The 11,522-nt window shown below is 64.0% G+C and carries 13 protein-coding genes and 1 pseudogene; 9 read left to right on the top strand and 5 right to left on the bottom strand.

The features are described from left to right. Positions 1-26: 26 nt before the first annotated feature. Positions 27-640: pseudogene (gene gstA / locus ABIB66_RS24810) on the bottom strand (glutathione transferase GstA). Between the two features lie 126 nt (positions 641-766). Between gstA and ABIB66_RS24805 the strand changes: the two are divergent. The 3 genes from ABIB66_RS24805 to ABIB66_RS24795 all read left to right on the top strand — a co-directional run bounded on the left by ABIB66_RS24805 (position 767) and on the right by ABIB66_RS24795 (position 3,419). Beyond that, the gene (locus tag ABIB66_RS24805) at positions 767-1,264 is read left to right on the top strand and encodes a MarR family winged helix-turn-helix transcriptional regulator (protein ID WP_027515263.1); all 498 of its coding nucleotides are present in this window, start codon (positions 767-769) and stop codon (positions 1,262-1,264) included. A 99-nt stretch (positions 1,265-1,363) separates the two neighbouring features. After that, positions 1,364-2,734: a glutamate--cysteine ligase gene (locus ABIB66_RS24800; RefSeq protein ID WP_354207594.1), complete on the top strand. Its 1,371-nt coding sequence runs from the start codon at positions 1,364-1,366 to the stop codon at positions 2,732-2,734. A gap of 112 nt (positions 2,735-2,846) precedes the next feature. Further along, the gene (locus ABIB66_RS24795; RefSeq protein WP_275174525.1) at positions 2,847-3,419 is read left to right on the top strand and encodes a PAN domain-containing protein; all 573 of its coding nucleotides are present in this window, start codon (positions 2,847-2,849) and stop codon (positions 3,417-3,419) included. Positions 3,420-3,520: 101 nt separating this feature from the next. Here the strand turns inward: ABIB66_RS24795 and ABIB66_RS24790 are convergent, their stop codons facing one another. From ABIB66_RS24790 to tldD, 3 genes are read right to left on the bottom strand one after another with little or no spacing between them, the layout of a single operon-like run. Beyond that, positions 3,521-3,868, bottom strand: coding sequence for an MmcQ/YjbR family DNA-binding protein (locus ABIB66_RS24790; protein ID WP_354207597.1), 348 nt, complete (start codon positions 3,866-3,868; stop codon positions 3,521-3,523). 9 nt (positions 3,869-3,877) lie between these two features. After that, entirely contained in the window at positions 3,878-4,654 is a 777-nt protein-coding gene (gene lepB, locus ABIB66_RS24785; protein ID WP_354063590.1) for a signal peptidase I, read from the bottom strand. Then, positions 4,651-6,078 (bottom strand): metalloprotease TldD, encoded by a 1,428-nt coding sequence (gene tldD / locus ABIB66_RS24780; protein WP_354207599.1) that lies wholly within the window; start codon positions 6,076-6,078, stop codon positions 4,651-4,653. Before tldD ends, lepB begins: the two co-directional genes overlap by 4 nt. Before the next feature lie 149 nt (positions 6,079-6,227). Here tldD and ABIB66_RS24775 point away from each other — a divergent pair, with 149 nt between their 5' ends. Then, positions 6,228-6,452, top strand: a complete 225-nt coding sequence (locus tag ABIB66_RS24775) for a DUF433 domain-containing protein (RefSeq protein ID WP_007599426.1) — start codon at positions 6,228-6,230, stop codon at positions 6,450-6,452. Beyond that, a complete protein-coding gene (locus ABIB66_RS24770) occupies positions 6,449-6,781 on the top strand; it encodes a DUF5615 family PIN-like protein (RefSeq protein WP_354207601.1) in 333 nt (110 codons plus the stop codon). Before ABIB66_RS24775 ends, ABIB66_RS24770 begins: the two co-directional genes overlap by 4 nt. Before the next feature lie 12 nt (positions 6,782-6,793). Here ABIB66_RS24770 and ABIB66_RS24765 read toward each other — a convergent pair whose 3' ends face one another. Next, a complete protein-coding gene (locus ABIB66_RS24765) occupies positions 6,794-7,339 on the bottom strand; it encodes an invasion associated locus B family protein (protein WP_354255969.1) in 546 nt (181 codons plus the stop codon). Between the two features lie 448 nt (positions 7,340-7,787). Between ABIB66_RS24765 and coxB the strand changes: the two genes are divergently transcribed. The 4 genes from coxB (at position 7,788) to ABIB66_RS24745 (ending at position 11,518) form a co-directional block, all read left to right on the top strand. After that, positions 7,788-8,627: a cytochrome c oxidase subunit II gene (gene coxB, locus ABIB66_RS24760; RefSeq protein WP_275174519.1), complete on the top strand. Its 840-nt coding sequence runs from the start codon at positions 7,788-7,790 to the stop codon at positions 8,625-8,627. Positions 8,628-8,714: 87 nt separating this feature from the next. Beyond that, the gene (gene ctaD / locus ABIB66_RS24755; RefSeq protein WP_354063595.1) at positions 8,715-10,340 is read left to right on the top strand and encodes a cytochrome c oxidase subunit I; all 1,626 of its coding nucleotides are present in this window, start codon (positions 8,715-8,717) and stop codon (positions 10,338-10,340) included. Between the two features lie 60 nt (positions 10,341-10,400). Then, positions 10,401-11,345, top strand: coding sequence for a heme o synthase (locus tag ABIB66_RS24750; RefSeq protein ID WP_275174517.1), 945 nt, complete (start codon positions 10,401-10,403; stop codon positions 11,343-11,345). Continuing rightward, the gene (locus ABIB66_RS24745; RefSeq protein ID WP_275174516.1) at positions 11,342-11,518 is read left to right on the top strand and encodes a cytochrome c oxidase system small membrane protein; all 177 of its coding nucleotides are present in this window, start codon (positions 11,342-11,344) and stop codon (positions 11,516-11,518) included. Before ABIB66_RS24750 ends, ABIB66_RS24745 begins: the two co-directional genes overlap by 4 nt. The last annotated feature ends 4 nt before the right edge of the window (positions 11,519-11,522 follow it).

Below are 11,522 nucleotides of genomic sequence, written 5' to 3'. Positions count from 1 at the left end.
TCGATCCGGCCTTTCGCATGTGCGCCTCAGGCCGCCTGGATCAGTCCTTCCTTCTTCATCGCTTCCTGCACCTGCGGCCGCGCCGCGACGCGGGTTTTGTAGGCGGCAAGATTCGGCATCGCCGAGAGGTCGAACTTCATCCGGTCGCCCCAGGTCAGTATCGTGAAGAGATAGCCGTCAGCCACCGTGAACTGCTTGCCCATGAGGTAGTCGCGGCCGGCGAGCTGGCTGTCGATGTATTTCAGCTTGCCCATGACTCGGTCCTTGAAGAAGGCCTTGGCCTCGTCGTTCAGCGCCGGCGCGAACATCGGGCCGAAGCTCTTGTGGACCTCCGAGGTGAGGAAGTTCAGCCATTCGAGCAGCTGTAGCGCTCGGAGCTGCCATGGGCCGGCGCCAGCGCCTTGGCTGAGGCCTGATCGGCGATCATCTGGACAATCACCGGGCCTTCGGTCACGATCTCTACGCTATCGAGGCCCAGCGCAGGGACCTGGCCCTTGGGGTTCAGCTTCAGATAATCCTCACCGTTTTCGAGCTTCTTGGCCCGGATATCCACCTTGACCAGTTCATAGGGCAGGCCGGCTTCCAGGAGCGCGATATGGGGGGATAGCGAGCAGGCACCGGGCGAATAGTACAATTTCATGGAATTTCCTCCTCTTGTTGCTTGGTTCAGGCGAAAGAACGACTACATGCATCTGCTTGAAATAGTCAAGATTGATGCAGGTGCATCGAATAGGGTAAGAGACGGGCGACGAGCTTGAGCGGGACCATGAAACGCAAACCATCGACCGAGGCGACTTCCGCCTGGATCCGCTTGATGCGGGTGCAGAGCCGCGTGCTCAATTGTGTCGAGCAGGACCTGAAGAAGGCCGGCTTCCCGCCGCTTGCATGGTATGACGCGCTGCTCGAACTGTCACGGGCGCCTTCGGGCGAACTCCGGCCGGTCGAACTCGAACGGCAGATGCTGATCCCGCAATATTCGACATCGCGGCTGATCGACCGCCTGGTCGACGAAGGCCTTGCCTCGCGGCGTGAATGCAAGATCGACAAGCGCGGCCAGTTCGTGGAGATCACGGAAGCTGGCCGCGAATTGCAGAAGCGGATGTGGGGCGCCTATTCGGCCGCGATCGAGAAATATGTCGGCTCAAAGCTGTCCGATGCAGATGCCGTGAAGCTCAGCGGTCTGCTCGACCGTCTGGGCTGCTCGTGCGGCGAGATGAAACTGCCGCCCATCGTCCACGCCAACGAAACCACGCCGTCGCGATGAGCGCGCGGCACACCAGCTCGTCCGTGCACCCGATGGGTTCGCGGACCATCCCGTCACCCGCGCGCGTTCGGTCGAAGCGCCTTTTGATTAGAGTTTGATATGGCGCGAGACCAGATCGATATGACGCCGTTGCAATCGCGCGACGAGCTCGTCAAGTGGTTCGAGGAAGGCTGCAAGGACCCGTCCGAATTCCGCATGGGCACCGAGCATGAGAAGACGCCGTTCACGCTCGAAGGCCACCGCCCGGTGCCCTACGAAGGCCCGCGCGGTATCGGCGCGCTGCTCGAAGGCATGAAGCTCCTGCTCGGCTGGGAGCCGATCATGGAGAAGGGCAACATCATCGGCCTCTACGACGTCACCGGCGGCGGCGCGATCTCGCTCGAGCCCGGCGGGCAGTTCGAGCTTTCGGGCGCCCCCGTCGAGAACGTGCACCAGACCCAGAGCGAGCTGATGGCGCATCTGGCGCAGGTGCGCGAGATCGCAACGCCGCTCGGCATCGGCTTCCTCGGGCTCGGCATGACCCCGTCCTGGTCGCGCGCCGACATCCCGGTGATGCCCAAGGGCCGCTACAAGATCATGACCAATTACATGCCGAAGGTCGGCCAGTACGGCCTCGACATGATGTACCGGACCTGCACGGTACAGACCAATCTCGACTTCTCCTCCGAAGCCGACATGGTCAAGAAGCTGCGTGTCTCGCTCGCGCTCCAGCCGGTCGCAACCGCCTTGTTCGCCAATTCGCCGTTTACCGAGGGCAAGCCGAACGGCTTCCTCTCCTTCCGGTCCGAGATCTGGCGCGACACCGACAACGCGCGCGCCGGCATGATGCCGTGGGCATTCGAGGACGGCATGGGCTTCGAGCGCTATGTCGACTATGCGCTCGACGTGCCCATGTATTTCGTCAAACGCGACGAGGATTACATCGACGTCTCCGGCTCCTCGTTCCGCGCCTTCTTCGATGCCCGCAACAACAATTTGCCCGGCGAACGTCCGACGCTGTCGGACTGGGCCAACCATCTTTCGACGATTTTCCCGGAGGTGCGGCTCAAGCGCTATCTCGAGATGCGCGGCTCCGATGGTGGACCGTGGGGTCGATTGCCGGCGCTATCGGCGTTCTGGGCCGGGCTGCTCTACGACGATGTGTCGCTGGATGCCGCCTGGGACCTTGTGAAGCACTGGAGCGCGCATGAGCGTCAGGCCCTGCGCGACGACGTGCCGCGCTTCGGCTTCAAGTCGCGGATCAAGGACCGCTATCTGTTCGAGATCGCAAAGGAGTGCCTCGTTCTGGCACATGCCGGCTTGCGCCGGCGCGGCCGGATCGACCAGCTCGGCCGCGACGAGACCAGGCATCTTGAGCCGCTCGATCGCATCATCGATTCCGGCCGCACGCCGGCCGAGGAGATGCTCGACAAGTTCAACGGGCCCTGGAACGGCTCGGTGGAACCGGCCTACGCGGAATACGCGTTCTAGACCCAAGGCCTAACGATCGGGATCCGAGCCGTTCATCGCCCGTACAGGTTTGCGGCGATCAAATGGCCGGCTGAAAAACCCGAGCGTCGTCAATAACTCGAAAGCTGTTCCGATGGGGAAGGGCCGCCTGGCCGTCATGGCACGCGTCCTGGCAAGCATCGTGGCCTGCGCCGCGCTGCTTTCGCTCGCGTTTGCGAGCGGGCCTGCGCGCGCCCAGACGGCGTTCGACCGGCCTGGCGGAGACTATTTCAGCACCCCGGTCACGTCGGGCGATCCCGAGGATTGCGCGCTGCTGTGCGAGCGCGACCGCCGTTGCCGCTCGTGGAGCTTCAGCTATCCGGACGTCGAAGGCGGCTCGGCGGTGTGCTGGCTGAAGAACACGGTGCCTGCGCGCGTGCCGGGAAGCTGCTGCATCTCCGGTGTGCGCGGCGCTGGCGTGATCGAGCCGCGTGTCGAAGGCGTGGAGACCTCGATCGACCGCCCCGGCGGCGATTTGCGCAATTTCGAGATGAAGGACGGCGAAGGCGAAGAAGCCTGCAAGGCCGCCTGCACCGCCGACAACAAATGCCGCGCCTTCACCTATGCGCGCCCCGGCTACACCGGACGCGAAGCGCGCTGCTTCCTGAAAAAGGAAATCAAGCCGCCGCGGCGGAAGGCAGGGTTCACGTCGGGCGTCGTGAGATAGCGGTCTAGCTTGGTCGGGTGCGTTTGTTGAAGGCGTAACCAACCAGAGTTTGCCCGCCTCAGAAGCGAGAGAGCTCGATTAACTTCGCTAATCCGCCCGACTCACTCGCCCTCGCGCGCGTCGTGTCGAGCGCGCGCCGCCTTCGAAGCCAGCGTGCGCCAACGCCGCCGCAGCAGCGGCTCCACGATCGCGCGCTTTGCCTTGGACAGGCGGATCAGCACTATCGGATAATCGGCGTAGTGATCGCTGAAATAGAAGGTTTTCGGCTGGCTCTCGACCAGCATCGCGCGCTCGTCGATCGGGATGTCCGGCATCACCAGGCTGTCGCCATCTTCCTTCAGACGCGCCAGCATCTTCTTCCGCACCTTCAGTGCAGGCGTGCCGTAGGAGGTGCCGTCCTCGACCTCCGGCCACGTCAGTGCGAATTTTCTGACGTCGTCGAAGGTCATGAGATCGGTTCAATGCACGGCGGTGAAAAACCGCGCCATGCGAAATCCGGACAGCCAGGTCCACACCGGCTGGCCGCGGATGCCGAGATCCCAGGATCCGAGCACGGCATCCGCGCGGCCGACCAGATTGTCGATCGGCAACATGCCGACGCCGCCGGAGCGCAACGGCACGCGGCTGTCGGCGGAGTTGTCGCGGTTGTCGCCGAGCACGAAGAGATGGCCTGCAGGCACCGTTACTTCCTGCGTGTTGTCGAGCGGACCGTTGTCGCGCATCTTGAAGATCAGATGCGAGACGCCGTTCGGTAGCGTCTCGACATAGCGATAGGCGGGTTCGCTGCCGCCATTGTCGTCCTCGGCGGCGCCAACGCCGTCCGGCTTCAGCTCGGCGGGGCGGTCGTTGACGAAGAGCTGGCCCTGGCGCAGCTGGATGCGGTCGCCGGGCAGACCCACGACGCGTTTGACCCAGGCCTGCGAGCGGTCGCCGGGCCAGCGGAAGACCACGACGTCGCCCTGCTTCGGCGTCTCCGCGAAGACGCGGCCGCTCTCGGGCAGGTTGATCTGGATCGGCAGCGACGAGGTACCGTAGCCGTAGGGGAATTTCGAGGCGATCAATGCGTCGCCGATCAACAGCGTCGGCTCCATCGAGCCGGACGGCACGTAGAACGGCTCGGCCAGCGCGCCCTTGGCGATGAACACCGCCGCGACGATGCCGGCGAGCTGCATCAGCTGGCCAGCCCAGCCGCTGCTCTTCCGCTTGGTGGTGACAGTTATCTTCTCGACGCTCATCCGCCTGTTCCACCCACCGTAATGCGTTCCATCAACAGCGACGGCTGGCCGACGCCGACCGGCACGCCCTGGCCGTTCTTGCCGCAGGTACCGATGCCGGTATCGAGCGCGAGGTCGTTGCCGATCATGCGGATGCGATGCAGGTCGGTCGGCCCGTTGCCGATCAGCATGGCGCCCTTCAGAGGCGCACCGATCTTGCCGTTCTCGATCTTGTAGGCCTCGGTGCACTGAAACACGTATTTGCCCGAGGTGATGTCGACCTGGCCGCCGCCGAAGTTCGCGGCGAAGACGCCGTTCTTCACCGAGGCGAGGATCTCGGCCGGATCTCGGTCGCCCGCGAGCATGTAGGTGTTGGTCATGCGCGGCATCGGCACATGGGCGTAGCCCTGGCGGCGGCCGTTGCCGGTCGGCTTCATGTTCATCAGGCGCGCATTCTGACGGTCCTGCATGTAGCCGACCAGGACGCCGTCCTCGATCAGCACGGTGCGGTTGGTCGGCGTGCCCTCGTCGTCGATCGACAGCGAACCGCGGCGCGAGGCAATGGTGCCGTCGTCGACTACGGTCACGCCCTTTGCCGCGACCTGCTGGCCCATCAGACCGGCAAATGCCGACGTCTTCTTGCGGTTGAAGTCACCTTCGAGCCCATGGCCGACCGCCTCATGCAGCATTACGCCAGGCCAGCCGGCCCCGAGCACCACGTCCATCTCGCCGGCGGGGGCGGGAATCGATTCCAGATTGACGAGGGCCTCGCGCAGCGCGCCGTCGGCGGCGTCGCGCCAATTCTTGCTTTCGATGAATTCGGCGTAGCCGGCGCGGCCGCCATAGCCCTTGCTGCCGCTCTCCTGGCGGTCGCCCTGACCGGCGACGACGGAGACGTTGACGCGCACGAGCGGGCGGATGTCGCGATAGCTTTCGCCGTCGGGCCGCAGGATCTCGACCACCTGCCAGGTCGCGCCCAGACTGACGCTGACCTGCCGCACCCGCGGATCCTTGTCGCGCAGATAGGCGTCGATCTCGGCGAGCAGTTTGACCTTGGTCTCGAAGCCGGGGGCATCGAGCGGATTGTCGTCGGCGTAGAGCCGTACATTGGTATGCGGCGGAGGCGCCGCGAAGCTGCCGGAATAACCGCCGCGCACGGCCGCGACCGCGTCCGCGGCGCGAATCAGCGCCGGCAGCGACACGTCGGAGGAATGCGCGTAGCCGACCGCGTCGTCCTTGACGGCGCGCAGGCCAAAGCCCTGTGAGGTGTCGTAGGTCGCCTGCTTCAGCCGCCCATTGTCGAACATCAGCGCTTCGGTCTGGCTGTATTCCAGGAACAATTCGCCGTCGTCGGCACCGGCAAGCCCGCGCGCGAGTTCGTTGCGAACCCGGTCGCGATCGAGATTGGCGCGGTCGAGCAGGGAGGTTGTGGCAGGGTTGGTCATGCGTCCGTCCATTATCGGGGGATGTGAGGCAAGATAATGGTTTCCCGGCGGTTCCGCGAGGGGCTTGGCCGTCACATTACGGAAACGATAGGGAAGGGCTGGGAGCAAGGAGCCCTGACGCGGAAGCCGATCGATGCTATGCTAGCTCCATGAATTACCGAGACATCATCTCGATTGAACCTGGCAAGCGTGGCGGGCGGCCCTGCATCCGCCACATGCGGATCGCTGTGGCAGATGTGCTCGGCTGGCTGGCCGCTGGCCAGACCCACGCCCAAATCCTCGACGACTTCCCCGAACTGACCGAGGACGATATCCGCGCTTGCCTGGCCTATGCCGCCGACCGCGAGAGGCGATTGGTAACCGCACCGATATGAGGCTGCTGTTCGATCAGAACCTCAGTTTCATGCTTTGCCCGATGATCGCCGACCTGTTTCCAGACTCCAGTCACGTCAGGTCTCACGGACTATCCGAAGCTGCGGACCGTGCGCTTTGGGAATTTGCGAAGGCAAATGGCTTCGCGATTGTGACTCAGGACGTCGATTTTGCCGAGCTGGCGGCCCTGTTGGGCTCTCCACCCAAAGTGATTTGGCTTCGGGCTGGCAATCAAACGACCGCGACGATTGCGGCTCTGCTTCGCCGGCACGCGCGGACGATTGAATCTTTCGAGAGCGATGACAGCACTGCGTGCCTTGAGATTTATTAAACCGGGAATAGCCTACGGCAGCTTGTCATATCCCTCGCCGAGCCCGTTCAGGCTGAGCGGGAAGCCGATGCCTTGTTCCGGGGTCTCGAAGATGATGAAGGTCGCGGTCTTGGCGGTGCGGAGCTGGCCGAGCAGCTTGTCATCCATGACGACCTCGGCGACGCAGCCATTGGGCAGGCAGCGGACAAAGCCGGCACGGCCGACATCCTGGTTGTCGAGCTTGAGGCCGAGCCCGGAGGGCAGGAGAACGCCGAGGGGGGCGACGACCCGCATCAGGCGGCTCTTCTGGTCGGCCGTCTTGAGAACGATCACGGTCAGGCCGGCGTTGGAGCGGTCTTCGGCCACCACGCTCTGGATCAGGGCACATTGCTCGGACTGGGCGCCCGGCGGGGTGTCGCAGCGGATCTGCCAGTCGCCATGGACGGAGCGCACCGCGCCCTGCGCATGGGCGAGGCCCGGAAGCGCTAGGACGACGAGGGCCGCCAGCAGGGCAGCCAGCATCGTGAGGCCGCCAGCCTGGCTTCTAGCCCGCCTTGCCATGGATCTCGAAAACCCCATCGGGTCGGTCCCTCTGCTCGCCTGGGTCGCTCGCACCCGGCGGACTGATACGGGAATGACGGCGTCTTGAAGGCGATTCGCAAGCAAATTCCACGCCGCCACGGTCGCCGTCGCCCGCACGAATCAGGTTCCGGTGCGGCTGTCCGCCAGTGCCTACCGCGGGCAATTCCGCTGTCAAGGCGCAGCATCCCGGGAAAACGGTATTTTTGTTTGATGTTACTAGGAAATATCTTGCGGGTGATGGCTGACAGGCGAGGCTCAAGACTGCATTGCGATAGATCAAGAATTATGGTTTGAGAGGCTTGATTTCGGCGTTCTAGCGATCTGGCCCCAATTCCTCTTAGAGGTATTCTTGCGCGGCGGTTTGTCAGACGGGGGGATCGAATAAAGCGTTCCCGAAAATAGGGGAATGCACTTGGGGTGATTTCGTTAGGGGAGCGCGAACGGCATGAAGATGTCGATGGGCCCGGTGGGCCGGCACTTGCTGGGATTGGCCGTGGCGGGTCTGACGCTGGCGACGGGCGGTGCGGCATTTGCCGAGCTCGGGCAACCGGCTGCGTGGGAGTGGACGCTTCAGCAGTCCGCTTCCCCGGTGATGGACAACATCGTCTGGTTCCACAATTTCCTGTTCGTGCTGATCACGCTGATCACGCTGTTCGTTCTGGCGCTGCTCGTGATCGTGGTCGTCAAGTTCAACGCGAGGGCCAACCCGGTGCCGTCGCGGACCACGCACAACACGCTGATCGAGGTGGCGTGGACGCTGGTTCCGGTGCTGATTCTGGTCGGAATCTCGGTGCCGTCGTTCCGCCTCCTGTTCCTCGAGCTCGACGTGCCGAAGGCGGATCTGACCATCAAGGCCACCGGCAAGCAGTGGTACTGGTCCTACGCCTACCCGGATAACGGCAAGTTCGAGTTCGACTCGCTGATGGCCCAGGACAAGCAGCCCCGCCTGCTCGGCGTCGACAACGAGATGGTGGTGCCCGTCAACAAGGTGGTCCGGGTTCAGGTGACCGGCGCCGACGTGATTCATGCCTTTGCGCTGCCGGCCTTTGGCGTCAAGATCGACGCCATTCCGGGCCGCCTGAACGAGACCTGGTTCAAGGCCACCACGACCGGGATGTTCTACGGCCAGTGCTCGGAATTGTGCGGCAAGGACCACGCCTTCATGCCGATCGCCATCCGCGTGGTGAACGATCAGGAGTTCGCCTCCTGGGTCGAGACGGCGAAGAAGAAATACGCGAGCGGCGGCACCAGCACCTACGCCTCCACGGCCGGCCCGACGCAGTGAGCGCCGGGCGAAGGGTTCGAGGAAACTGAAAGCGACATAAGGCGGGACCTCCAGAGGTCCGATCGGGACGCAAGGCAGGATTAGAAAATGGCAACGAGCGCAGCGACACACGGCGATCACGCGCAAGACCACGGACATGACGAGCATGCCCATCCGACCGGATGGCGGCGCTACGTCTATTCGACCAACCACAAGGACATCGGCACGATGTACCTGATCTTCGCGGTCATCGCCGGCGTCATCGGCGCCGCGATGTCGATCGCGATCCGTGCCGAGCTGATGTATCCGGGCGTGCAGATCTTCCACGAGACGCACACCTACAATGTGTTCGTGACCTCCCACGGCCTGATCATGATCTTCTTCATGGTCATGCCCGCGATGATCGGCGGCTTCGGCAACTGGTTCGTGCCGCTGATGATCGGCGCGCCCGACATGGCGTTCCCGCGCATGAATAACATCTCGTTCTGGCTGCTGCCGGCCTCCTTCGCGCTGCTGCTGATGTCGACCTTCGTCGAGGGCGAGCCGGGCGCCAACGGTGTCGGTGCCGGCTGGACCATGTACGTGCCGCTGTCGAGCTCGGGCCACCCGGGCCCGGCCGTCGACTTCGCGATCCTGTCGCTGCATCTGGCGGGCGCCTCGTCGATCCTCGGCGCCATCAACTTCATCACCACCATCTTCAACATGCGCGCGCCGGGCATGACCCTGCACAAGATGCCGCTGTTCGTGTGGTCGATCCTGGTGACGGTGTTCCTGCTGCTGTTGTCGCTGCCGGTGCTCGCCGGTGCGATCACGATGCTGCTCACCGACCGCAATTTCGGCACGACGTTCTTCAATCCGGAAGGCGGCGGCGATCCCGTGCTGTTCCAGCATCTGTTCTGGTTCTTCGGTCACCCTGAAGTGTACATCCTGATCCTGCCCGCCTTCGGCATGGTCAGCCAGATCGTCTCGACCTTCTCGCGCAAGCCCGTGTTCGGCTATCTCGGCATGGCCTACGCCATGGTCGCGATCGGCGGCATCGGCTTCGTGGTCTGGGCGCACCATATGTACACGGTCGGCATGTCGTCGGCGACCCAGGCCTATTTCGTCGCCGCCACGATGGTCATCGCGGTCCCGACCGGCGTGAAGATATTCTCATGGATCGCCACGATGTGGGGCGGCTCGATCGAGTTCCGCGCGCCGATGATCTGGGCGGTGGGATTCATCTTCCTGTTCACCGTCGGCGGCGTCACCGGTGTGGTGCTGGCGAATGCCGGCGTCGACCGCGTGCTCCAGGAGACCTACTACGTCGTCGCGCACTTCCACTACGTGCTGTCGCTCGGTGCGGTGTTCGGAATCTTCGCCGGCTGGTACTACTGGTTCCCCAAGATGTCGGGCTACATGTACAATGAAGGGCTTGCCAAGGCGCACTTCTGGGTCACCTTCATCGGCGTGAACCTGGTGTTCTTCCCGCAGCACTTCCTCGGCTTGTCGGGCATGCCGCGCCGCTATGTCGATTATCCCGACGCGTTCGCGGGCTGGAATTTGGTCTCGTCGGTCGGCTCCTACATCTCCGGCTTCGGCGTGCTGATCTTCCTCTACTGCGTGATCGACGCCTTCGCGAAGAAGGTGCCGGCCGGCGACAATCCGTGGGGTGCAGGTGCGACCACGCTGGAATGGACGTTGCCCTCGCCCCCGCCGTTCCACCAGTTCGAAGTGCTGCCCCGCGTGCAGTAAGCCAATGCTCGCGGCGCCCGTGACGGGCGCCGCGGCTCGACAACGAAGCGAGTCAGTCTAGTGTCCGTCCTCGACCACAACGCCATCGACATTAATCCCCGTATCTCCGAAGCGGAGGTTGGCGATTACATCGCGCTCCTGAAGCCGCGGGTGATGTCGCTGGTGATCTTCACCGCGCTGGTCGGAATGGCGTTGGCGCCCGGGCATTTCCACCCGGTGCTGGCCATCACCTCGCTGCTCTGCATCGCCGTCGGCGCCGGCGCGTCCGGCGCGCTCAACATGGCGCTGGAAGGCGACATCGACGCCAAGATGTCGCGCACGGCGAACCGGCCGATTCCGCGCGGGCGCATCACCCGCCCCGAGGCGATGACCTTCGGCATGACGCTCGCCTTCTTCTCGGTGATGACGCTCGGCATCCTCGTCAACTGGATCGCGGGCGCGCTGCTCGCCTTCACCATCTTCTTCTACGTCGTGATCTACACGATCGGCCTGAAGCGCTGGACCGCGCAGAATATCGTGATCGGCGGTGCCGCCGGCGCGCTGCCGCCGGTGGTGGCCTGGGCCGCGGTCACAGGCACGGTCGACGTTGAGCCGCTGCTGCTGTTCGCCATCATCTTCTTCTGGACGCCGCCGCACTTCTGGGCGCTGGCGCTGTTCCGCTCCGACGATTACGCCCGCGCCGGCATTCCGATGCTGCCCAACGTCGCCGGTCCCGACGCGACGCGGCTTCAGATCCTGCTCTACACCATCGTGCTGATCGCGGTCGCAGCTGCGCCCTGGGCGCTCGGCTATTTCGACGCCATCTACGGCATCGTCTCGCTGATCCTCGGCGCTGGCATGCTGGCGTTCGCCGTCAACGTCTATGTCCGCCGCGAGCGCAGCCAATCGCTGCGGGCGACCCGCAAGCTGTTTGCGTTCTCCATCCTTTATCTGTTCGCGCTGTTTGCGACCTTGCTGGCCGAGGTGGTGTTCCGGGCGCTTGCGCCGATGGTAGGGGGCGCATGATCACAGGGATGGCCGACAAACCCGAGATAGATGGAATCGTCCTCACCGAGGCGCAGAAGAAGAGCCGTCGTCAGCGCTCGGTCGCGATCGCACTCGCGCTCGGCGTGCTCGTGGTGCTGTTCTTCGCCGTGACCATGGTCAAGGGGCCGGCCGTGCTCGTCCGGCCGATGTAGGAAA

Source organism: Bradyrhizobium sp. F1.13.3 (assembly GCF_040548265.1).
GTDB lineage: Bacteria > Pseudomonadota > Alphaproteobacteria > Rhizobiales > Xanthobacteraceae > Bradyrhizobium.
The sequence above is the reverse complement of the archived record's forward strand: the minus strand, read 5'-3'. Positions and strand labels throughout refer to the sequence as shown.